This is a genomic window from Zoogloea sp. GW822-FHT05C07 (assembly GCF_058800215.1).
This window is the reverse complement of the sequence record NZ_CM179510.1, coordinates 3025591-3046777: the sequence shown is the minus strand read 5'-3', so window position 1 is coordinate 3046777 and position 21187 is coordinate 3025591. Positions and strand designations below refer to the sequence as shown.

20 protein-coding genes and 2 tRNA genes are annotated in these 21187 nt (G+C 68.3%); 5 read left to right on the top strand and 17 right to left on the bottom strand.

Annotated elements, in window-relative coordinates:
- The first annotated feature begins 93 nt into the window (after positions 1–93).
- Entirely contained in the window at positions 94–1320 is a 1227-nt protein-coding gene (locus tag AC3QL2_RS14255) for an MFS transporter (RefSeq protein ID WP_493231049.1), read from the top strand.
- A gap of 9 nt (positions 1321–1329) precedes the next feature.
- On the opposite strand, the gene AC3QL2_RS14250 is transcribed toward AC3QL2_RS14255, so the two are convergent.
- The gene (locus AC3QL2_RS14250) at positions 1330–3357 is read right to left on the bottom strand and encodes a methyl-accepting chemotaxis protein (protein WP_493231048.1); all 2028 of its coding nucleotides are present in this window, start codon (positions 3355–3357) and stop codon (positions 1330–1332) included.
- 289 nt (positions 3358–3646) lie between these two features.
- On the opposite strand from AC3QL2_RS14250, the gene AC3QL2_RS14245 reads away from it, so the two are divergent.
- The 3 genes from AC3QL2_RS14245 (at position 3647) to AC3QL2_RS14235 (ending at position 6434) form a co-directional block, all read left to right on the top strand.
- Positions 3647–3722 (top strand) — tRNA-Gly (locus tag AC3QL2_RS14245).
- Positions 3723–3796: 74 nt separating this feature from the next.
- A tRNA-Thr gene (locus AC3QL2_RS14240) sits at positions 3797–3871 on the top strand.
- A 253-nt stretch (positions 3872–4124) separates the two neighbouring features.
- Positions 4125–6434, top strand: coding sequence for an acetate/propionate family kinase (locus AC3QL2_RS14235; RefSeq protein ID WP_493231047.1), 2310 nt, complete (start codon positions 4125–4127; stop codon positions 6432–6434).
- A 100-nt stretch (positions 6435–6534) separates the two neighbouring features.
- Here AC3QL2_RS14235 and AC3QL2_RS14230 read toward each other — a convergent pair whose 3' ends face one another.
- From AC3QL2_RS14230 to AC3QL2_RS14200, 7 genes are all read right to left on the bottom strand, one after another.
- Positions 6535–6714 (bottom strand): zf-HC2 domain-containing protein, encoded by a 180-nt coding sequence (locus AC3QL2_RS14230; protein WP_493231046.1) that lies wholly within the window; start codon positions 6712–6714, stop codon positions 6535–6537.
- Entirely contained in the window at positions 6711–7298 is a 588-nt protein-coding gene (locus AC3QL2_RS14225; RefSeq protein ID WP_493231045.1) for a sigma-70 family RNA polymerase sigma factor, read from the bottom strand. The genes AC3QL2_RS14230 and AC3QL2_RS14225 overlap by 4 nt, the downstream gene beginning before the upstream one ends.
- 14 nt (positions 7299–7312) lie before the next feature.
- Complete coding sequence (locus AC3QL2_RS14220) at positions 7313–7849, bottom strand: HvfX family Cu-binding RiPP maturation protein (protein WP_493231044.1); 537 nt, start codon at positions 7847–7849, stop codon at positions 7313–7315.
- Positions 7846–8604 (bottom strand): HvfC family RiPP maturation protein, encoded by a 759-nt coding sequence (locus tag AC3QL2_RS14215; protein WP_493231043.1) that lies wholly within the window; start codon positions 8602–8604, stop codon positions 7846–7848. The genes AC3QL2_RS14220 and AC3QL2_RS14215 overlap by 4 nt, the downstream gene beginning before the upstream one ends.
- A complete protein-coding gene (locus AC3QL2_RS14210; protein WP_493231042.1) occupies positions 8601–9446 on the bottom strand; it encodes an HvfB family MNIO-type RiPP peptide maturase in 846 nt (281 codons plus the stop codon). Before AC3QL2_RS14210 ends, AC3QL2_RS14215 begins: the two co-directional genes overlap by 4 nt.
- Before the next feature lie 59 nt (positions 9447–9505).
- Positions 9506–9817 carry an HvfA family oxazolone/thioamide-modified RiPP metallophore gene (locus tag AC3QL2_RS14205; RefSeq protein ID WP_493231041.1) on the bottom strand — a complete coding sequence of 104 codons (312 nt, stop codon included), beginning with the start codon at positions 9815–9817 and terminating at the stop codon, positions 9506–9508.
- 223 nt (positions 9818–10040) lie between these two features.
- Positions 10041–10622, bottom strand: coding sequence for a peroxidase-related enzyme (locus AC3QL2_RS14200; protein WP_493231040.1), 582 nt, complete (start codon positions 10620–10622; stop codon positions 10041–10043).
- Between the two features lie 254 nt (positions 10623–10876).
- On the opposite strand from AC3QL2_RS14200, the gene AC3QL2_RS14195 reads away from it, so the two are divergent.
- Positions 10877–11227: a cyclophilin-like fold protein gene (locus AC3QL2_RS14195; RefSeq protein WP_493231039.1), complete on the top strand. Its 351-nt coding sequence runs from the start codon at positions 10877–10879 to the stop codon at positions 11225–11227.
- 25 nt (positions 11228–11252) lie between these two features.
- On the opposite strand, the gene AC3QL2_RS14190 is transcribed toward AC3QL2_RS14195, so the two are convergent.
- From AC3QL2_RS14190 to gcl, 9 genes are all read right to left on the bottom strand, one after another.
- Positions 11253–12158 (bottom strand): LysR family transcriptional regulator, encoded by a 906-nt coding sequence (locus AC3QL2_RS14190; protein ID WP_493231038.1) that lies wholly within the window; start codon positions 12156–12158, stop codon positions 11253–11255.
- A 27-nt stretch (positions 12159–12185) separates the two neighbouring features.
- Complete coding sequence (locus AC3QL2_RS14185; protein WP_493231037.1) at positions 12186–13970, bottom strand: methyl-accepting chemotaxis protein; 1785 nt, start codon at positions 13968–13970, stop codon at positions 12186–12188.
- A gap of 7 nt (positions 13971–13977) precedes the next feature.
- Positions 13978–15399 carry a pyruvate kinase gene (gene pyk, locus AC3QL2_RS14180; RefSeq protein ID WP_493231612.1) on the bottom strand — a complete coding sequence of 474 codons (1422 nt, stop codon included), beginning with the start codon at positions 15397–15399 and terminating at the stop codon, positions 13978–13980.
- Positions 15399–15806: a GlcG/HbpS family heme-binding protein gene (locus AC3QL2_RS14175; protein ID WP_374482366.1), complete on the bottom strand. Its 408-nt coding sequence runs from the start codon at positions 15804–15806 to the stop codon at positions 15399–15401. Before AC3QL2_RS14175 ends, pyk begins: the two co-directional genes overlap by 1 nt.
- A 60-nt stretch (positions 15807–15866) precedes the next feature.
- On the bottom strand, positions 15867–17129 hold the full coding sequence (locus AC3QL2_RS14170) for a glycerate kinase type-2 family protein (protein WP_493231036.1): 1263 nt from the start codon (positions 17127–17129) through the stop codon (positions 15867–15869).
- A gap of 18 nt (positions 17130–17147) precedes the next feature.
- The gene (locus AC3QL2_RS14165; protein ID WP_374487157.1) at positions 17148–17570 is read right to left on the bottom strand and encodes a DUF3830 family protein; all 423 of its coding nucleotides are present in this window, start codon (positions 17568–17570) and stop codon (positions 17148–17150) included.
- 11 nt (positions 17571–17581) lie between these two features.
- Positions 17582–18478, bottom strand: a complete 897-nt coding sequence (locus tag AC3QL2_RS14160; protein WP_493231035.1) for a 2-hydroxy-3-oxopropionate reductase — start codon at positions 18476–18478, stop codon at positions 17582–17584.
- A gap of 38 nt (positions 18479–18516) precedes the next feature.
- Positions 18517–19290: a hydroxypyruvate isomerase gene (hyi, locus tag AC3QL2_RS14155; protein ID WP_493231034.1), complete on the bottom strand. Its 774-nt coding sequence runs from the start codon at positions 19288–19290 to the stop codon at positions 18517–18519.
- A gap of 79 nt (positions 19291–19369) precedes the next feature.
- Positions 19370–21145 (bottom strand): glyoxylate carboligase, encoded by a 1776-nt coding sequence (gcl, locus tag AC3QL2_RS14150; protein WP_493231033.1) that lies wholly within the window; start codon positions 21143–21145, stop codon positions 19370–19372.
- Positions 21146–21187 lie beyond the last annotated feature (42 nt).

Genomic DNA, 21187 nt, shown 5'->3' with positions numbered 1-21187 from the left:
GATCCGTTGACGTATTGGTGACGATTATCATCTTTTTCGCGGCGTATCCAAAACCTATAGTCGATCCACCCCCTGCTCACCCGGATCGCCATCATGTTCCACACCTTGCGCAAGCCCGATGTCCTGCTCACCACGCTAGCGGCCGCCGGCATCCTGCTGGTCACCATGGGCGCCCGCCAGTCCATCGGGCTGTTCGTCAGCCCGCTGAACACCTCCACCGGCCTCGGCATCGCCACCATCAGCCTGGCGCTGGCCATCGGTCAGTTCAGCTGGGGCGCCATCCAGCCGGTGGCCGGCGCCATCGCCGACCGCTACGGGCCCCGCCCAGTGCTGATCGGCGGAGTACTGCTGCTGGCCGTCGGCAGCGCGCTGACGCCCTTCGTGGACTCCGCCTTCGGCCTGGTGCTGACCCTCGGCCTGCTGTCGGCAATGGGTTCCGGCGCCGGCAGCTTCTCGGTGCTGATCGGTGCCGCCGCCCGGCGCATGCCGGCCGAAGCCCGCGGCGCGGCATCCGGCGTCATCAATGCCGGCGGTTCCTTCGGCCAGTTCGTTTTCGCACCGGTGCTGCAGGGCCTGATCCAGGCCCTCGGCTGGATGGGGGCCATGTGGTCGCTGGCGGTCATGACCCTCGGCGCGCTGCCGCTGGTGAACAAGCTCACCGACCGGCCGCTGGCGCCGGTCCATCACACGGATGCGGATGCCGGCAGCGACGGCGGCCTGCGCCAGGCCATCGTCACGGCACTGCGCAACCGGGACTACCTGCTGCTGCACGCCGGCTTCTTCACCTGCGGCTTCCACATTGCTTTCCTGGTCACCCACCTGCCCGGCGAGGTGAGCCTGTGCGGCCTGCCGCCGTCGGTGGCGAGCTGGTCGCTGGCGATCATCGGCCTGTCCAACGTGGTCGGCAGCCTGTACGCCGGCGCCTGCATTTCCCGCTATCGCAGCAAGCACGTGCTGGCGGTGATGTACGCGTCGCGGGCGGTGCTGATCGGCTGGTACCTGCTGGCGCCGCACACCGAGCTGACCTACTACCTGTTCGCCGCCGGGCTCGGCGTCACCTGGCTGGCCACCGTGCCGCCCACCGCCGGTATCGTCGGCAAGCTGTTCGGCATCCGCTACCTGGCCACGCTGTTCGGGCTGACCCTGCTGTCCCACCAGATCGGCGGCTTCCTCGGCGCCTGGCTGGGCGGCCTGGCCCTGGCCCGCTTCGGCGACTACAGTTGGATGTGGTATGCCGACATGGTGTTGGCGGTGTTCGCCGCGCTGGTCAACCTGCCGATCCGCGAAGCGCCGGTGGCCCGCAAGCTGGCCACCACCTGACAGCCGGAATCAGGGCAGACGAAAACGGGCGATGTCCTGCTCCAGGTGACCGGCCAGCGCCTTCAGCTGGTGGGCGGTCTGCTCCGTCTCGCTGGAATTGAGGCTGTTGCGCTCGGCCATCTGCGCAATGCCCTCGACGCGGCGGGCGATCTCGGTACTGGCGGCGCTCTGCTCGCGCAGGGCGTCGCTGATCTCGTTGATGGCCTGCACGGTCCGCCCCGAACCGTCGCGGATCTCGGCAATCGCGCCACCCGCCTGGCCGGCCCGCTCGACCCCCTCGCCGACCCGGCCGACGCCCTCCTCCATGGCCTGCACCGCATCCTGCGTGCTGTCCTGGATCGCCTTGACCATCGCGGCGATCTCCTGGGTCGACTGACCGGTACGCTCGGCCAGTTTCCGCACCTCGTCGGCCACCACCGCGAAACCGCGCCCCTGCTCGCCCGCACGGGCCGCCTCGATGGCCGCGTTGAGGGCCAGCAGGTTGGTCTGGTCGGCAATCTCCTTGATCGTACCGACGATGGCCGAGATCTGTGTCGAGCGTTCGCCGAGGCCGCCGACAATGCCGGCGGTGCGCTGCACCACCTCGGAAATCCGGTTGATGTCGTCGATGGTCCGCCGCACCACATCGCCGCCTTCCACCGCCAGCCGGCCCGCATGCGTCGCTTCGCCCTGGGCATCCTGGGCATTCGATGAAATGTGGTTGATGCCGACCGTCATCTGCTCGACCGCCGCCGCCATCGCCGACGCCGCATCGCTCTGGCCGGACGAACTCTGCGCCACCTCGCCGGATGCCGTTACCAGGCGATCGGCGGCCGTCGACAGCTCATCCGCGGTCTGGCTGGCCCCACGCAGCAGGGTGGCGATCGACCCGCTCATGCGATTGAAAGCCTGGGCTACCCGCTGCAACTCGTCCCGGCAGACCAGATCGACCTTCACGGTGAGGTCGCCGTCGGCAACCCGCTCAGCACTGGCCGCCAGGCTCGCCACCGCCCCGCCGATCGCCGAAGACACCGCGGCCAGCAGATAGACGATCAGCAGTGACACGCCGATGGCAACCGCCACGGTGGTCGCAAAAGTCTGCAGCAGGCGGCTCTCGCGGGCCGCCAGCAGGCCTTCCAGTTCCGGCACGAATTGCGTGAAGGCATGCCCGTACAAGGCGTCGATGGTAGCCGTCGTGCGCTGCACCCAATCGGCCGCCGGCGTCTCGTAGCGGCCGGCCAGGATGTCGCGCCGAACCACGTCGGTCAGCGCCTTCAACTGCGGGCCGGCCTCGCCCTCCAGGCGCGCCACCGCGGCAGCCAGCCCCGGCCGCTCCGCGCTGGCCTTCTTCAGCTCCTTGGTGACACTCTGATAACGCGCATCGCTGACCGCCAGCAGCGTGGCCAGGTCTTCCCGATCCTTATCGGTGGCACTCTTCTGGGTCAGCAACTGATTGCCCATCGCGCGCATCTTGCCGATCCGCTCCATCACGTCGGGCAGACGGACCAGTACGGCATCGACGAGATAGAAGCCATCCGCCTCCCGGTCGAGCAGCAAGCCCGACGCGGTAACCACGTCGTCGATGTAATCCAGCAGGTGCTCGATCAGCTCCCGGTGGGCCATCCGATTTGCGGTGGCGTCCATGCTGCCGCCCGTGGCGACCAGCCGCGCCCACTCTTCCCGTACGGCCTGCCACTTCGGCTGGGTCGCCTGCAGCACCGGCGCCGCCTTCAGCGTCTCGTCCACCTGGCCCATCCAGCGCCCGACCTGAGCGGCGATCTCATCGGCACGCCCTTTCGCATCAGCCTGGCCGGACAGCACGCTGATCATCGCGGCCCTGTGCTTCTGGGTGTCCTGCAAGGCATGCAGGGCCGGCACCAGCAGCTGCACACCAGCCTGCTCGGCGCGGGTAGCCTGCACCTCGCCCCACAGATTGAAGCCCAAGAAGCTCCCGAGGCCCGCGAGCGCGCACACCACGCAGGCGCTGATCACCGCAAACTTGCCGCGGAAACCCAGGCGATTGAGAAAAGCCACGGCCGGGGCGAGAAATACGTTCATGGTGACACCTGCATTCGATGCGTTGAGTTCCAGCCCATCATCACGGGCCGCGGACACCCTATCATTGATGGGAAACAAGAAACGCAAACGATTGTCAAGCCCCCCGAGTCTCCTCACACGGCAACCATGTGCAACGAAATGCAGCGAAAAACATAAAAAAGCTTGCCAAGCCCCGTTTCGATTGGGTACTATGCGCCCGCTTTTTGCAGTTGCCGAAACACATTCGCGACGCACCAGATTTCGCAAAGAGTCCAATCTTCCGATTGGACTCTTTGTTTTCAGGTAGTACGCGGCAGTAGCTCAGTTGGTAGAGCGCAACCTTGCCAAGGTTGAGGTCGAGAGTTCGAGACTCTTCTGCCGCTCCAGTCAAAAGCGCAGCGCCCTTCAAAAAGCGTTTCGTTGCCAGCAGGCCTTCTTGGTCTGCGACATGCCGGTTCCGGCTCATGTAGCTCAGTGGCAGAGCACTCCCTTGGTAAGGGAGAGGTCGGCAGTTCAATCCTGCCCATGAGCACCAGCACTTGCCACAAAGGCCGACCTCCGGGTCGGCCTTTGTGCTTTCCAGCCCCTCCCGCACGCCACTCCCGTCCACCGCTCCCGTGGCCGGACACCGCTCTTCGCCCGTTCATCCGGCTGACGCCTCGGCGAACTATCCTGTGAGCTGAACAGCAACACACTCCGACGGCGATTGGCCTTTGATGCATTGCAACAGGAACGCTATCCTGTCGCTATCCTTTCATCCGGCTCCACTCTTTCAAGCGAGACACAGCGTGAGCGACATCGATCTGAAACGGTTTTTCCTGGAACAGGTACGCCTGTTCGAGCATTTCCCGGCCGACAAGGTCGACGAGATCGTGGCCAGCGGCCGGCTGGCCACCTACGAAGGCAACGAGGCCATTCTGGAAACCGGCGACGAGGGCCAGTACCTCGGCGTGCTGATCACCGGCCACGCGGAAATCTCGGTCACCGACAACACCGGCACCCGCACGGTGCTGACCCAGCTCGGGCCGGGCGACGTGTTCGGCGTGATGTCCACCCTCACCGGCGACCGCGTGACCGCCGACGTGATCGCCGGCAACCGTTGCTACGTGCTGCTGATCCCGCTGGAGACCTTCAACACCCACATCCTCACCAACCCGAAGGCCATCGGCTACCTGTCGCGGATGCTGCTCGAACGCATGCGCAGCATGTCGCTGGACATCGTGTCGGCCAAGTCCTCCGCCGCGTCGGTGCTATCCCTGCACTCCGCGCGCGCCGGCAAGGTGATTGCCCTCAACGTGGGCCTCAGCCAGATCCACTTTGGCATCTACGATACCCGCGACCTCGGCTCCGACGTCCACGGCATCATCGACAACGCCGAAGAGTACGTGTCGCGCATCAGCGTGATGGTCGGCCCGCAGGTCAAGACCATCACCCGCGACCCCTTCCCACTGTCCGAGCTGTTCCCGGTCATGCAGGACGCCGCCCGCCAGCTCGGCGACGCCTTCGCCTTCGAGCTCGATGAAATCTGCGCGGTCGGCCACCGGGTCGTCCATGGCGGCAACCGCTTCGCCGCCGCGGCGGTCATCACGCCGACCGTCATCGCCGACATCGAGGCGCTGGCGGTATTCGCGCCGCTGCACAACCCGGTGAACGTGGCCGGCATCCGCGAAGCCCTCAAGCGGCTGCCCGACGTGCCCCACGTGGCGGTCTTCGACACCGCCTTCCACCAGACCCTGCCGCCCTACGCCTACCTGTACGGCCTGCCCTACGACCTCTACAAGCAGGATGGCATCCGCCGCTACGGCTTCCACGGCACCTCCCACCGCTACGTGTCGCTGAAGTCGGCCGAGGTGCTGAAGCGCCCCCTCGGCGAACTGGAGATCGTCTCCTGCCACCTGGGCATCGGTGCCTCCGTGTGCGCCATCGACCACGGCCGCTCGGTGGACACCTCGATGGGCATGACGCCCACCGACGGGCTGATCATGCCCAGCCGCTCCGGCAGCATCGACCCGGCTGTCATGGTGCACCTGATGGAGCACCAGCAGATGTCGCCGGAAGCCCTGTCCACGCTGATCAACACCGAGAGCGGCCTGAAGGGCATCTCCGGCATCTCCAGCAACATCCACGACATCGAGACCGCCGCCGGCAACGGCCACCACCGCGCGCTGCTGGCCCACAAGGCCTTCTGCTACCAGGTCCGCAAGAACATCGGCGCCTACGTGGCGGCGATGGGCGGTATCGACGTGCTGGCCTTCACCGGCGACATCGGCGAGACCAGCGCCGCGGTGCGCAGCCTGGCCTGCCAGGGCCTCGCCTACATGGGCATCAAGCTCGACGAGGAGAGGAACCGCAACCTCGGCAAGGTGGAAGACTTCGCGATCATCTCCACCGACGACTCGCCGGTAACCATCCTCGTCATCAACAATGACGACGAACGGCTGGTGGCCTGGGAGACCCTGCGCGCCATCGAAAGGGACGAACTGATCCGCGAGGCCAAGGCCGAGGAAAAGGCGCCGATGCCGATCCCCGTCGAGATCTCGGCTCACCACGTGCACCTGTCCCAGGCCGACGTGGAGAAGCTGTTCGGCCCCGGCCACCAGCTCACGCCGGAACACGAGCTGTCCCAGCCCGGCCAGTTCGCCTGTGCCGAGAAGGTGCACCTGGTCGGCCCCAAGGGACGCATCGCCAACGTGCGCGTGCTCGGCCCGACCCGCAAGGAGACCCAGGTCGAAATCGCCATGACCGAGCAGTTCAAGGTCGGCCTGCAACCGCCGATCCGCGAATCCGGCGACCTCGCCAACACCCCGGGCATCACCCTCGAAGGGCCGGCCGGCAGCACCACCATCGAACGCGGCGTGATCTGCGCCCAGCGCCACATCCACATGACGCCGGAAGACGCGCGCCGCCTGCGGGTGCGCGACAAGTACGTGGTGCGCGTGCGCGTCGAGGGCGAGCGCGAGCTGATCTTCGGCGACGTGATCGTGCGGGTCAGCCCGAGCTACCGGCTGGCGATGCACATCGACACCGACGAGGGCAACGCCGCCAACATCCGCACCGGCATGCTCGGCTACATCGAGGAAATCCAGAGCCGCCACTGAACCAGCCGGGCGCCCAGCCCGGCCCCGAGGAAGCAAGGAAATCCGAGGCAGTCCGGCATTTCCTTGCGTGCGGCAGCGCCTCTTCGAATGCGATGACGCGCTAGTCGCCGCGTTCGAGGAAGCGCCGAGTCGCCAGGCGCAAAAAATCCATCTGCTGACGAAAAGCCCGGCAGCCGCCGCAGAACAGCAGATGCACCCGCAAGCGCAGGCGTTCGCCGCGGCCCAGCGGGCGGTCCAGCGCCTCGGACATCAAGTGGGTCGCGTCCCTGCATTTCATCATGATGCCCGGCCCTCCGCGCCGAACCAGCCGTTGGTAAGACACTGCCGCAGCGCCGCGCGGGCCCTGTGCAGGATCACGTTGCAGTTATTGGCGGTGAGCACCAGCGTCGCACAGATCTCGTCGGTCTCGAAACCGAGGAACTCGCGCATCATGAAGACCCGCGCCGTGCGCGCCGGCAGCACCTCCAGACAGGTCTCGAAGACCTGCCAGAACTGGCGCTGGGCCAGCGCCTCTTCCGGATCGCCCCAGGCCTGCGGCCGCCCCTGCGGGCTCCAGTGCTCGTTGTCCTTGAAGAGCCGGTCGAAGGCCTCGTCGAGTTCCTCCTCGTCGCGCTCGAAGCTGGAGATCTGCACCGTACGGCCACGCTCGCGCAGCGTATCGATGATCTTGTGGCGCAGGATCGTGAAGATCCAGGTCTTCAAGGCCGAGCGCCCGGCAAAGCGGTCGATGCCCAGCAGCGCCGACTCGATGGCTTCCTGCACGGCGTCGTCCGCGGCGGCCTCGTCCTGCAGTTGCAGGCGGGCAAACTTCAGCATCTGCGGGCGGAAGCCCGAAATGAGGTCGGCACTGCCGGAGTCGATCATGGCTGGCGAACAATCTACGGGGCGGCGCTCCCATGCGGATCGGCAAGCAGCCGCCGACGGATCCACGCATCCATGCTCAGCCGCCCCGGCCCGAGCAGGATCAGTGGCATCAGCATAGCAAGGAAGAGCAGGGGCAACTTGAAATTGCCGTGGCCAGCGTCGGTGATCGCATAACCCTGCCAGAGTTCGCGGAGGCCCATCCAGTCCGCGGGCCAATGCACGGCAGCGATCGCCACCACCGTCAACACGGCCAGCGCCACGCTGAAGAAGCGCGTCGCCAGCCCCAGCAGCAGGGCTGCGCCGCCGATCAACTCGATCCACGTGGCGAGCTGCCAGCTGACCTCCGGCGGCACCAGGTCGAACGGAAATGGAAACTGGCCCTGGATGTCGGCAAACCAGTTGGGGCCGAACAGCTTTTCCCGCCCCGACTCGAAGAACTCCCAGGCCAGCAGTGTCCGCAGGCCGAGCAGCGCAATCCATTGCCCAAGGCTCTCCAGCTGCCCCAAGCCCGTATCGAACCAGGCCGAAGCCTGGATGCGCAGAGTCGTCATGTCCGTTCTCCCAGTAATACGCCGTGCTGGCGCAGCTCGGCCAGGCTGTGCCGGCCAAAATCGATGAATGCCGCATCGGCCGGCCGCCCCAGCTCCATGGCCAGCGCTTCGAGGGCTTGCCGCCCGCTGCGCTCGCCGTCGAGCAGCGCCAACAGACGCGCGCTTGCCGGGCTCAGCGCAATGAAGCGCACCACGTCGTCCGCATCCCGATACACCACCAGATAGGCCGCCTCGGGCTGGCGCGGCCGGAAGTCCGGCCCGATGCGCTGCACCGGCCACGCGAAGGCCAGCGACAGCCGCGCCGGGTTGGCCAGCGGCACGCCGTCGAGCAGATCGCCGTCGGGCCGGTGCGGCGGCACCGCCACATCCATCACGTCCACCGCCAGCTCCGTCCATTCGTAGCGCGCCAACTCGCCGAACCAGCGCGGCAGCGGCTGGCGGCAGGCGCCGCTGTCCAGGTAGGCCAGGAACTCCTGCGGGATCTCGCGGAACCACGGCGTCGCACAGCGCCAGTCGCGCAGGAAGGCGCGGCACAGGCGGGTCCACCGGGCCTCGCCCAGCGTCGCCCGGGCCACCGGAAAACAACGGTCGAGAAAGCCGCGCAGACGCTGGAACACCAGCCCCTCGTACACCGCCATGCGCCCGGCTGGCACGCCAACTGGACAGGCGGCCCGGCGGCCATGGCGCAGGCGCTCGCCGAAGGCGCTCTGCCAGGCCTGCAGCCCGGCGGCGGCCACATCAGCGGGCGCGCTCACACCGGCACCTCGGTGGCCCGCCGGGCACGGGCCTGGCGGGTGGCGATCTGCGCGACCTCGGCCCCCAGCGCGGCCAGCGGCGGAAAGTTGAAATCCCGCTCCAGGCAGGTCGGCAGCGGACCAGTACGCGCGTAGGCGGCATCGAGCAGCGCCCACACCGGGTCGATCACGTCGGCGCCGTGGGTGTCGAGGCGCAGCCCGTCCGGCTCCACGTCATGCCCCGCCACGTGGATGTAGCAGCAGCGCTCCAGCGGCAGCGCGTGCATGAATTCGTAAGGGTCGAAACCGAAGTTGGCGGCATTGACCAAGACGTTGTTCACGTCCAGGTGCAACCGGCAGTCGGCCTCCTCCACCACCGCGCGGATGAAGTCCGCCTCGCCCATCTCGGCGCCGGGCGGCGCCACGTAGTAGGAGGCGTTCTCGATGCCGATGGCCATGCCCAGCGCGTCCTGGGCCTGGCGGATGCGCGCGGCAACCCAGCGCACCGCCTCGCCGGTGCACGGCAGCGGCAACAGATCGTAGAGCTGGCCCGCATCGCCGCACCAGGACAGGTGTTCGGTGTACAGGCCGATGCCGTGCCCGGCCATGAAGGCGCGGATGCGCGCCAGCAGTTCCATGTCGAGGGGCTGCGGCCCGCCCAGATTCAGCGACAGGCCGTGGCAGACGAAGGGGTAACGCTCGGTGAAGGCGCGCAGCTGGCGCGCCGAACGACCGCCCATGCCGGCCCAGTTCTCCGGTGCCAGCTCGAAAAAGTCCACCGTGTCGGGTACGCCGGCTTCCATCTCCGCCAGCAACTCGCGGCGAAAGCCGAGCCCGGCCCCGTGGGGCATGCGTTCTGGCATGTCGAATCCTCCCGCATGGGCCGGGAAACGGCATGCGCCGTCCCGGCCATTCCGATCGATTATTTTTTCTTGTCGGCACCGCAGCTGCCGTCGGCCTTCTTGTCAGCGCCACAGGAGCCATCGGCCTTCTTGTCCATGGCCATCTTGTCGTTCATCTTCGTTTCGGCCTTGTGCGCGGACTTCCTGGCAGCCTTCTTGTCGGCACCGCACTTACCTTCACCGCACTTGCCGTCCTGCATCTTGGTGTCGGCCTGGGCCAGCTGGTAGCCCCCAGCCAGCGGCTTGGCGGCAAAGGGGTTGTCGGCGGCATGGGCAGCACCGAAAGCAACGGAAGCAGCCAGGGCGGCGGTGAGAGCGGTAGCCTTGTTCATTGCGAATCTCCTTGAGGGGTTGAAAGCAGCCCTGCCGGACGCCGGCATGGCGCCCCGGATTATCAGGTGCTGGCGATTGGACGGAAATGCCCCCCGCGTTCTTACAGCAACGACGAAAAAATATTCAGCGGCACCGCGAATGCCAAAAAAACGCCGGCAGAAGCCGGCGATGAAAGGGCCGGACTAGCGGCCGAGAGGGAAAGGAAAAAGCGGTTGCGGGTGCTCAGCTCTTCGGCAGGCGGCCCATCAGGTAGAACTCGTCGTTGGGGCGCAGGGAAATCAGGTTGGCGAGCCGATTGCTCATCGCGAAGAAGGCGGTGATCGCGCCGATGTCCCAGATCGCCTCGTCGTCGAAGCCGTGGGCCTTGAGGGCCGCGATGTCGGCATCGCCGACGGTGGCCGCATCCAGCGACAGCTTCAGCGCGAAGTCGAGCATGGCCTGCTGGCGCGGGCTGATCTCGGCCTTGCGGTAGTTGGTGGCCAGCTGGTCGGCGACGCGCGGGTTCTTGGCGCGGATGCGCAGGATCGCCCCGTGGGCGACCACACAGTACAGGCACTGGTTGGCGCCGGACGTGGCGACGACGATCATCTCCCGCTCGGCCTTGCTGAGGCCGACGTCCTTCTCCATCAGCGCGTCGTGGTAAGCGAAGAAGGCGCGGAATTCCTCCGGGCGGTGGGCCAGCGCGAGGAACACATTGGGCACGAAGCCGGCCTTCTCCTGCACGGCGAGGATGCGGGCGCGCACGTCGTCGGGCAGGTTGGCGAGTTCGGGAACGGGGTAGCGGCTGATCGGCAGATCGGACATGGCTGGTCTCCTTGAATTATGTTTTCTCATGTCATGGCGCGGGGTGCGCGCAGCCAGTGTAGCCGGCCCGCCGCGGCCCACGGCGCGGGCCCGTGCAGATCGTCGGAAAGTACAAACGAATTGGCCGAAAGCGCATGACGGCCGCCGCCGGGCCGATACCGGCGGTATGCACAGAACTGCCGCCCGCGGCGCTTATCGCCACCGCCCCACTCCCCTAAGATCAGCCCGACAGCATCGACACAAGGAGCACGGCCATGCGCATCCGGATTGCCTGGGATCACGGGGAAGTCTTCGCCCGCCTGGACGACACGCCGGGCGCTCGTGCGATGCTGGCCGCGCTGCCGCTGCAATCCACCGCGGCGAGCCGTGGCGACGAGGTCGTCCTCAGCGTTCCGCTGCGCGTCCGCGCTGGCGGCAAGACCCGTGACGACCTTGAGCCGGGCACCGTGTGCTACTGGCCGGCCGGCGCATCCATCGCCCTGCCCTTCGGCTCGTCGGCAGTCCACCACGACAGCGGCTGCCAGGTGCTCGGCCGCCTGGAGGACGATCCGCGCCTGCTGCGCCAGGTGCGTAGCGGCCACCTGCTGACGGTGACGCGGGCGTGAGGCAGGCAATGCCACGCGGCCGCCCTCAGCGTTCCCAGTAGCCCGGCTCGGCATAGATGCGCCTCAGGTAGTCCATAAAGACGCGCACCTTGGCCGGCAGGTAGCGCTGCTGCGGATAGACCGCCTGGATCGCATAGGCCGGCGCGGCGAAGTCGTCGAGCACGGTAACCAGCTCGCCGCGCTTCAGCTCGCCCTCGATCTCCCAGGTGGACCGCCAGCCGATGCCGAGGCCCTGCTTGACCCAGCTATAGAGCAGTTCGCCGTCGTTGCAGTCGAGGTTGCCGCTGACCTTCACCGCCACCATCTTCCCATCCTGCAGGAAGGCCCAGCCGCGCTGCTGGCCGCCCTGCAGGTTGAAGGCCAGGCAGTTGTGGTGAGCCAGGTCGTCCAGCGTCTGTGGCACCCCGTGACGCTCGAAATAGGCCGGCGTGCCGCACACCACGCGCCGGTTGCCAGCCAGCCGCACCGCCACGTAGTTCGGGTCGGTCACCTCGCCGATGCGGATCGACATGTCATAGCCCTCGCGCACCAGGTCCACCACGCTGTCGGTCAGGTTGAAGGACAGCTTGAGGTCTGGGTACAGGGCCTGGAAAGCTGGCCCGTGGGGCGCCACGTGGCGCCGCCCGAAGGCCGCCGGCGCCGATACCACCAGGTGGCCGCGCACCGTGTTGCGGCCGGCGGTGATCGCCGACTCCACGTCGTCGAAGTCCTTGAGCAGCTGGCGCGCCTGTTCGAGAAAGCGCTCCCCCAGCTCGGTGAGGTGCAGACCGCGCGTCGAGCGGTGCATCAGCTTGACGCCGAGGCGCCCTTCCAGCGCGTCGAGGCGCCGCCCCATGACCACCGGCGTAACCTGCTCGACCAGCGCTGCCGCCGCGAAGCTGCCCTTTTCCGCCACCAGCACGAAGCTGCGCAGCTCGGTGTAACGATCCATCCTGAATTCTCCTTGTCGCGCAGCCGCTCAGTCGCCCACCACCGGCCAGCCGCGCGGGTCGAAGCCGTAGCGCAGCGCGCCCCAGTGGCGGCCGCCCACGCGCAGCGGGACCGCCACCTCGGTGAGGATGTCGCCGTTGTCGCGGGTGTAGGTGCGCACCACGAAGGGCTTGTCGGTCTGGCGGGCCACGGCCAGCGCATCGGGGGTGTCGAACAGGCGCTTGTGACGGCTGCGCTCGCCATCCACCGCCGGGTCGCCACAGGCCGGATGGGAATGGCAACGGTTGTGGGTCGGCGCATAACCGTTGCGATCCACCAGCACGCAGAAGTGGCCCCACTCGAAGCGCGCCAGCACCAGGTCGAGCACCGCCTGCAGCGGCGCCTCCAGGGCCAGGTCGTAGCCGGTGTGGTACTGGCGCGGATCGGTGCCGGCAATCGGCCGGTAGACCTGGTCGAACACGTCGATGCCGCGCGCGGCGGCTCCTTCGAGGATCGCCGCCAGCTCGGCCGCCGCCGGCTGCAGGGTATTGATGACCTCGTGGAACTCCCCCTCGCCGACGACGAAGCGCAGGATGATCTCCTGGATCTTGCCCGACGCCTGGTCGAGCTCGCCGGCCACCACCTCGCTGTGTTGCAGGCGCTCGCTGACCTGCTGGCTGAGGGCGTCGATCTCGCCGATGTTGCGATGGACCGTGCGGTTGCTGTCGGCAAAGCGCTCCAGCGTCGCGGCGACGCTGCCGAGGGTCCGCGCGGTGCGGTCGAAATCCCCCATCAACACCGCGAAATTGGCGGCTGCCTTGTCCATCACGTCGCGGGTCAGGCCGATGTCGTCGGTAATCCGGGCCGTCTCGCTGCGGGTGCTGTCCACCAGGCCCAGCATGCCGTCGATGTTGCGCGAGATCTCCTCGGAGGCCTGGCGGGAGCGCTCCGCCAGGCCGCGCACCTCGTCCGCCACCACCGAGAAGCCGCGCCCTGCCTCGCCGGCCCGGGCCGCCTCGATGGAAGCATTGAGGGCCAGCAGGTTGGTCTGCTCGGCAATCCCGCGGATCAGCGCGACGATGGCCTGGATGCTCTCCGAGCGGGCGCTCAGGTCAGCCACCGTATGGTTGAAGCGCCCGACGCGCAGGCTGACTTCATTGACGCGCCGGGCCGCCTCCTCCAGCTCGTCGTTGGAGCTGCGCGCCAGCTCCAGGTTGGCCAGGGTCACACCGGCGATGCGCTGGGTCTCGGCGCTGACCTCGCTGATGCCCAGCGTGGTCGCACTGCTGGCCTCGCGCACCTGCTCGGCGAGGCGGTCCTGCAGCTGCGCACTGGCCGCCGACTGGCCCAGGTTGCGGCGGGTCAGCGCGGTGTCCATGCCGATCCGGAAGGTCATCAGGCGCACGTTGTTGAGCAGGTGGCGCATCTTGCGCAGGAAGCGGTTGTAGGCCTCGGCCAGCTCGCGCAGTTCGTCGTGGGTGCTGGCCGGCAGGTCCCGCGACAGATTGCCGACACCGGCGCCGATCTGCTCGAAGATGTCGATCACCGCGCGCACCGGCCGCACGATGAGGAAGCGGAAGTACCACACTGAAAAGGCCACATAGGCCACCGAGGCGAGGAGGAGCGCCACGTTCCACCCCAGCAGCCCGTCGAGTGCCGCTCCGGCCTGCCCGTCCCCGCCCGGCAGGCCGCGCAGTTGCTCGCGGGTCCGCCAGGTCAGCGCCAGCAGCACGAGCTGGAAACCGCACACCAGGAACAGGCTGCAGAACTTGCGGGTGAGGGAGTTCCACACCACCCGCTCGCTCAGTTCATAGAGCCGGACTACGGCCTTCATGCCCGGCTCACGCCCCCGGCACGCGGGCCACGTGCAGCAGGTTGGTACTGCCCTGCTGGCCGAAGGGCAGGCCGGCGATGACCACCACCGTGTCACCCGCCTGGGCCACCGCCTCGCGCAGGGCCGCGGCGGTGGCGTGCTCGATCATCTCGGCCACGTCATGCACCTCGTCGAAGGGCACCGGATGCACGCCCCAGGCGATGGCCAGGCGGCGCGCCGTGGCCAGCCGCGGGGTCAGCGCCAGGATCGGCGTCACCGGGCGTTCCCGGCTGGCGCGCAGGGCACTGAAGCCGGAGGTGGTGAAGGCCACCGTGGCGGCCGGTTCGAGCAGGCCGGCGACGCGGCGCAGCGCGCAGCAGATGGCGTCCGGCGTGGTGGCCGCGGCTGGCGTGTGGCTGGCCTCCAGCTCACCGCGCCAGGCCGGGTCCTGCTCCACCTCGCCGATGATGCGGTCCATGATCGACACCGCCTCCACCGGGTACTGGCCGGACGCCGACTCGGCAGACAGCATCACCGCGTCGGCGCCTTCATACACCGCGGTGGCCACGTCGGAGGCTTCGGCGCGGGTCGGCACCGGGGCGGTGATCATCGATTCGAGCATCTGCGTCGCCACCACCACCGGCCGGCCGGCGGCCCGCGCGGCGCGCACGATGCGCCGCTGCAGCACCGGCACCTGCTGGGGCGGCAGCTCGACGCCCAGGTCACCACGGGCCACCATCACGCCATCGGCCAGCGCGACGATATCGTCCAGGTGCTCGATGGCCGCCGGCTTTTCCAGCTTGGCCATGATCCACGCCTTGTCGCCGATCAGCTCGCGGGCCTCGCGGATGTCCTCTGGGCGCTGCACGAAGGACAGCGCAACCCAGTCGACGCCCATTTCCAGGCCGAAGGCCAGGTCGGCCCGGTCCTTGGCGGTGAGCGGCGAGATCGGCAGCAGCACGCCGGGCACGTTGACGCCCTTGCGGTCGGACAGCGGGCCGCCGACCAGCACGGTGGTCTCGGCGTGGTCCGGCCCGAAGCTGTCCACCCGCAGGCGCAGCTTGCCGTCGTCGAGCAGCAGCTCGGTGCCGGCTTCCAGCGCGGCGAAGATCTCCGGGTGCGGCAGGCCGGCGCGGGTCGCGTCGCCGTCGGCCGGGTCCAGGTCGAGGCGGAACGGCTGGCCGGCTTCGAGCAGCACCTTGCCGCCGGCGATGCGGCCGACGCGCAGCTTGGGGCCCTGCAGGTCCATCAGCACGCCGATCGGGCGGCCGCGCTCGGCCTCCACCTGGCGGATCAGCTTGAGGCGTTCGGCATGATCGGCATGGCTGCCGTGGCTGAAGTTGAGACGGAAGACATCGGCACCGGCATCGAAGAGTTCGCGGATGCGCGCCAGCGTCGAGCTGGACGGGCCGAGGGTGGCGAGGATGCGGGAACGGCGGGCGCGCTTCATCATGCCACCTCCGCCAATGCGGCAACCCCGGCGCGGGCCACCTGGGCGTCCTCGCCGGCCTTGACGCCGGACACGCCAACGGCGCCGACGATCACCCCATCCACGACGATCGGTTCGCCGCCTTCCAGCGGCACCACCGGCATCGCCAGCGCGGCGATGCGGCCGTTGTTCACCATGTCCTCGAAGGCCTTGCTGGGCTTGCCGGTGAGCACGCAAGTGCGGGCCTTTTCCGGGGCCACGGCGGCGCTCATCAGCGGCGCGCCGTCCATGCGCTGCAGCCACAGGGCGTGGCCGCCGCCATCACAGACGGCGATGCTGACCGCCCAGCCCTGGGCCCGCGCCTCGGCCTCGGCGGCCGCGGCAATACGCTTCACGTCGTCGAGCGTGAGTGCCTTGATGTTCTTCATGTGTGTCTCCTCGTTATCTTTTGGTGTGCTGCGGTGGGGGCGAAGTCACTCGCCTGCGGATCACGTCACCAGGATCGCCCGGAAGTCGTTCACGTTGGTGAGGGTCGGTCCGGTGATCAGCGAGTCGCCGAGGGCCTCGAAGAAACCGTGGCCGTCGTTGTTGTCGAGGCTGTCGCGGGGGCGGATGCCCTTTGCCCAGGCACGTTCGAGCGTGTCGGGGAAGGTCAGCGCACCGGCGATCTCCTCCAGGCCGTCCACGCCGTCCGTGTCGCCAGCCACCGCGTGGATGCCGGACGCGCCGTCAAGGGCCACCGCCAGGGACAGCAGGAACTCCACGTTGCGCCCGCCGCGCCCGTTGCCACGTACGGTGACGGTGGTCTCGCCGCCGGACAGCAGCACGCAGGGCGCCGCGATGGGCTGGCCGTGGCGCTTCACCTGCAGCGCGATGGCGGCCATCACCTTGCCCACGTCGCGGGCCTCGCCCTCGATGCTGTCGCCGAGCAGCAGCGGCGTCACGCCGGCGGCGCGGGCCACATCGGCGGCAGCCTCCAGGGCCATTTGCGGGGTGGCGATGAGGTGCGTGCTCACCCCCGCCAGGCGCGGATCGCCCGGCTTCACGGTCTCGCCGGCACCGCTCTCCAGCAGCGCGCGGGCGCCGGCCGGCAGCTCGATGCCGTAGCGGCGGACGATCTCCAGCGCGCCGGCGCAACTCGTCGGGTCGGCCACCGTGGGCCCGGAGGCGATGTCCATCGGGTTGTCGCCGGGCACGTCGGAGATCAGCAGGTTCACCACCCGCGCCGGGTGGCAGGCTGCCGCCAGCCGGCCGCCCTTGATCGCCGAGAGGTGGCGGCGCACGCAGTTCATCTCGGAGATCGTCGCGCCGGACTTGAGCAGGGCCCGGTTGATGGCCTGCTTGTCCTCCAGCGTGACGCCCGCGCCGGGCAGCGGCAGCAGCGCCGAACCGCCGCCCGAGATCAGGCAGATCACCAGGTCGTCGGCGCTCAGGCCGCGCACCAGTTCAAGCATCCGCGCGGCCGCCTCGCGCCCCGCCGCGTCGGGCACCGGGTGGGCCGCCTCGACGATCTCGATGCGCTCGCAGGGCACCGCGTAGCCGTAGCGGGTGACCACCAGGCCGGACAGTGGGCCCGGCCAGTGGCGTTCCAGCGCCTGGGCCATCGCCGCCGACGCCTTGCCGGCGCCGATGACGAGGGTCCGCCCCTTGGACGGCTCGGGCAGGAAGCGGGGAATGCAGTGCTCGGGCTGGGCGGCATTGACCGCGGCAGTGAACATTGCGGTGAGGAGATCGCGGGGGGCGCTGTGCATGTGGGTTGTCCTTGTCGTTCAGCGGCTGCCCAGGTCGAGGAAGCGCACCCACTGGGAGCCCTTCCACAACACCGTGCGGCCCATGTCCATCAACTGCTCGGCGCCTTCCACGACGGTCAGGAAGTGGTTGCCGGCGAGCTGCCCCATTTTGCTGCCAAAGCGGCAGCTGCCATAGGCAAACAGGATCTCGGTCTCCGAGAAGCCGCCCGGGTAGAGCAGCACGTCGCCCCGCGACGGGTGGCTGGTGTGGTTCTCGAAGTCCAGGCCGGTGTCGAAGTCGGCCAGCGGCACCCACACCGCCTCGCCGCTCCAGCGGGAATGGATGACCTGGTTGGAGAAGGGCAGCATCTTCAGGAAGGCCGCGCAGGTCTTCGGCGCGGCCTCCTCTTCGAGCCGGGCGACAAAACGGTAGGAACCGACTTCGATGGCGAGATGGCGCACCGGCTCGCTCCTCACTCGGCAGCCTGCTGGCCGATCTCGAAATTGGCCATCTTCTCGAGGGCGCGCACCAGGGCCGAATGGTCCCAGCCGGCGCCACCGTGGGCCGCACAGGTGTTGAACAGCTCCTGGGCGATGGCGGTGCTGGGCAGCGCGACACCGAGCTGGCGGCCGGTGGTGAGGGCCAGGTTGAGGTCTTTCTGGTGCAGCGCGATGCGGAAGCCCGGATCGAAGCTGCGCTTGACCATGCGCTCGCCGTGCACTTCCAGGATGCGCGAGTTGGCGAAGCCGCCCATCAGCGCCTGGCGCACCTTGGCGGGGTCGGCACCGGCCTTGGCGGCCAGCAGCAGAGCCTCGCCCACCGCCTCGATGGTCAGCGCGACGATGATCTGGTTGGCGACCTTGGTGATCTGGCCGTCGCCGTTGCCGCCGACCAGGGTGATGTTCTTGCCCATCAGCTCGAACAGCGGCTTGACCTTGTCGAAGGCGGCCTCGCTGCCGCCGACCATGATGGTCAGGCTGGCCGCCTTGGCGCCCACTTCGCCGCCGGACACCGGCGCGTCCAGGTATTCGCAGCCCAGCGCGTTGATGCGCTTGGCGAAATCCTTGGTGGCCACCGGGGAGATGGAGCTCATGTCCACCACCGTCTTGCCGGCGGACAGGCCCGCGGCGACGCCCTCGGGGTTGAACAGCGCGTCCTCCACGTGGGGCGTGTCGGGCACCATGGTGATGACGATGTCGGCCTGGCGGGCGACTTCGGCGCCGCTGGCGCAGGTCCGCGCGCCGGCCTCGACGAGTTCCGCCGGCGTGGCGCCGTGGGTGAAGGTGAAGACGGTGTGACCGCCCTTGATGAGGTGGCCGGCCATGGGGGCGCCCATGATGCCGAGACCGATGAAGCCGATGTTTGCCATGATGTCTTGTCTCCTGGTGATCGTCGTGGGGCCGGCGCTCAGGCGTTCTTCAGCCAGCCGAGGCCTTCCGTGGTGGTGGTGGCGGGCTTGTATTCGCAGCCGATCCAGCCGGCGTAGCCGAGCCCGTCGATGTGGCGGAACAGCCACGGGTAGTTGATCTCGCCGCTGCCCGGCTCGTGGCGGCCGGGGTTGTCGGCCAGCTGGATGTGGGCGATGCGCGGCAGGTTTTTAGCGATGGTCGCCGCCAGTTCGCCTTCCATGCGCTGGGCGTGGTAGATGTCGTACTGCACGAACAGGTTGTCGGAGCCGACCTCGTCGAGGATCTCCAGCGCCTGCGCCGTGCGGTTCAGGTAGAAGCCGGGGATGTCGTAGGTGTTGATCGGCTCGACCAGCAGGCGGATGCCGGCTTCCTTCAGCTGCGCCGCGGCGAAGCGCAGGTTGGCGACGAAGGTCTCGCGCAGCGCGGCCTCGGACACGCCGGCCGGGGCGATGCCGGCCAGGCAGTTGATCTGCGTGCAGCCGAGGGTGCGGGCGTAGTCGATGGCGGTGGCGACGCCGTCACGGAACTCGGCGACCCGCTCCGGGTGGCAGGCGATGCCGCGCTCGCCGGCTTCCCAGTTGCCGGCCGGCAGGTTGTGCAGCACCTGGACGAGGCCGTGGCGGGCCAGCTCGGCAGCCAGGTCTTCCTTGGCGAAGGCGTAGGGGAAGAGATACTCGACCCCCTTGAAGCCGGCTGCCGCGGCGGCGCCGAAGCGCTCCAGGAAAGGCAGCTCGGTGAACAGCATGGAAAGGTTGGCGGCGAAACGCGGCATGGTGGTGTCCTTTCTGTGGCCCCGGAGGGCGTGAAGCCGTGGGGCGCGTGGCGTCGCCCGCACGGAGTCAGTGTTGCGGTCAGTCCAGCAGGGCCACCGCGGTCGGGGCGTCGGCGCCGCAGGCGGCCAAGTCCTCGAACTCGTTGATGGCGTTGATCTCGGTCCCCATCGAGATGTTGGTGACGCGCTCCAGGATGATCTCGACGACCACCGGCACGCGGAACTCCTCCATCCAGGCATAGGCCTGGGCAAAGGCCGCCTGCACGTCCTCGGCCTTGCGCACGCGGATCGCCTTGCAGCCGAGGCCTTCGACGACGCCGATGTGATCGACGCCGTAGCCCTCGGTCTCGGGGGCGTTGATGTTCTCGAAGGCCAGCTGCACGCAGTAGTCCATGTCGAAACCGCGCTGCGACTGGCGGATCAGGCCCAGGTAGGCGTTGTTCACCACCACGTGCAGGTAGGGCAGCTTGAACTGGGCGCCGACGGCCAGCTCTTCGATCATGAACTGGAAGTCGTAGTCGCCCGAGATGGCCACCACCTTGCGGGACGGATCGGCCGCACACACACCGAGCGCCGCCGGGATGGTCCACCCGAGGGGACCGGCCTGGCCGCAATTGACCCAGTGACGCGGCTTGTAGACGTGCAGGAACTGGGCGGCGGCGATCTGCGACAGACCGATGGTGCTGACGTAGGTCGTGTCCTTGCCGAAGGCCTTGTTCATCTCTTCATAGACCCGTTGCGGCTTCATCGGGGTCACTTCGAAGTGGGTCTTGCGCTGCAGCGTGCGCTTGCGCTGCTGACAGTCGGCCACCCACGCGCTGCGGTCGGCGAGCTGGCCGGCGGCCTTCATGTCGCGGGCCACGGCGATCAGCTGGTCGAGGGCCGCGCCAGCATCGGAGACGATCCCGTAGTCGGGCCCGAAAACGCGGCCGATCTGGGTCGGTTCGATGTCGATATGGACGAACTTGCGCCCTTCGGTATAGACCTCGACGGAGCCGGTGTGGCGGTTGGCCCAGCGGTTACCGATGCCGATCACGAAGTCGGACGCCAGCATCGTCGCGTTGCCATAGCGGTGGGAGGTCTGCAGGCCGACCATGCCGGCCATCAGCGGATGGTCGTCAGGGATCGTGCCCCAGCCCATCAGCGTCGGGATCACCGGCACGCCGGTGAGCTCGGCAAACTCCTGCAGGCGGGCTGCCGCATCGGCGTTGATGACGCCACCGCCGGCCACGATCAGCGGACGCTCGGCGGCGTTGAGCATCGCCAGCGCCTTCTCGGCCTGGGCGCGGGTCGCCGCCGGCTTGTGCAGCGGCAGGGATTCGTAGGTGTCGATGTCGAACTCGATCTCGGCCATCTGCACGTCGAAAGGCAGGTCGATCAGCACCGGGCCGGGGCGGCCGGAGCGCATGACGTGGAAGGCCTGCTGGAAGACGCGCGGCACCAGGGCCGGTTCGCGCACGGTAACGGCCCACTTGGTGACCGGCTTGGCGATGGACTCGATGTCCACGGCCTGGAAGTCTTCCTTGTAGAGCCGGGCACGGGGCGCCTGGCCGGTGATGCACAGGATGGGGATGGAGTCGGCGGAGGCCGAGTAGAGGCCGGTGATCATGTCGGTGCCGGCCGGGCCGGAGGTGCCGATGCACACGCCGACGTTGCCGGCGGTGGCACGGGTGAAACCTTCGGCCATGTGGGACGCACCTTCGACGTGGCGAGCCAGCACGTGCTTGAAGCCGCCATCCTTCCTCATCGCCGAGTAAAGGGGGTTGATCGCTGCGCCGGGCACGCCGAAGACGGTCTCCACACCTTCCTTGCGCATCACCGCCGCGGCGGCATCCACTGCTCTCATTCGGGCCATTTTTTCCTCCTTAGGGGTCTGTCCGATGAATCGATGGGGACA

Bases quoted from the DNA above. Each gene is read 5' to 3' on its own strand.
- AC3QL2_RS14255 (WP_493231049.1), top strand. From the start codon at position 94: ATGTTCCACACCTTGCGCAAGCCCGATGTCCTGCTCACCACGCTAGCG.
- AC3QL2_RS14250 (WP_493231048.1), bottom strand. From the start codon at position 3,357: ATGAACGTATTTCTCGCCCCGGCCGTGGCTTTTCTCAATCGCCTGGGT.
- AC3QL2_RS14230 (WP_493231046.1), bottom strand. From the start codon at position 6,714: ATGATGAAATGCAGGGACGCGACCCACTTGATGTCCGAGGCGCTGGAC.
- AC3QL2_RS14225 (WP_493231045.1), bottom strand. From the start codon at position 7,298: ATGATCGACTCCGGCAGTGCCGACCTCATTTCGGGCTTCCGCCCGCAG.
- AC3QL2_RS14220 (WP_493231044.1), bottom strand. From the start codon at position 7,849: ATGACGACTCTGCGCATCCAGGCTTCGGCCTGGTTCGATACGGGCTTG.
- AC3QL2_RS14210 (WP_493231042.1), bottom strand. From the start codon at position 9,446: ATGCCAGAACGCATGCCCCACGGGGCCGGGCTCGGCTTTCGCCGCGAG.
- AC3QL2_RS14205 (WP_493231041.1), bottom strand. From the start codon at position 9,817: ATGAACAAGGCTACCGCTCTCACCGCCGCCCTGGCTGCTTCCGTTGCT.
- AC3QL2_RS14200 (WP_493231040.1), bottom strand. From the start codon at position 10,622: ATGTCCGATCTGCCGATCAGCCGCTACCCCGTTCCCGAACTCGCCAAC.
- AC3QL2_RS14195 (WP_493231039.1), top strand. From the start codon at position 10,877: ATGCGCATCCGGATTGCCTGGGATCACGGGGAAGTCTTCGCCCGCCTG.
- AC3QL2_RS14190 (WP_493231038.1), bottom strand. From the start codon at position 12,158: ATGGATCGTTACACCGAGCTGCGCAGCTTCGTGCTGGTGGCGGAAAAG.
- AC3QL2_RS14185 (WP_493231037.1), bottom strand. From the start codon at position 13,970: ATGAAGGCCGTAGTCCGGCTCTATGAACTGAGCGAGCGGGTGGTGTGG.
- pyk (WP_493231612.1), bottom strand. From the start codon at position 15,399: ATGAAGCGCGCCCGCCGTTCCCGCATCCTCGCCACCCTCGGCCCGTCC.
- AC3QL2_RS14175 (WP_374482366.1), bottom strand. From the start codon at position 15,806: ATGAAGAACATCAAGGCACTCACGCTCGACGACGTGAAGCGTATTGCC.
- AC3QL2_RS14170 (WP_493231036.1), bottom strand. From the start codon at position 17,129: ATGCACAGCGCCCCCCGCGATCTCCTCACCGCAATGTTCACTGCCGCG.
- AC3QL2_RS14160 (WP_493231035.1), bottom strand. From the start codon at position 18,478: ATGGCAAACATCGGCTTCATCGGTCTCGGCATCATGGGCGCCCCCATG.
- hyi (WP_493231034.1), bottom strand. From the start codon at position 19,290: ATGCCGCGTTTCGCCGCCAACCTTTCCATGCTGTTCACCGAGCTGCCT.
- gcl (WP_493231033.1), bottom strand. From the start codon at position 21,145: ATGGCCCGAATGAGAGCAGTGGATGCCGCCGCGGCGGTGATGCGCAAG.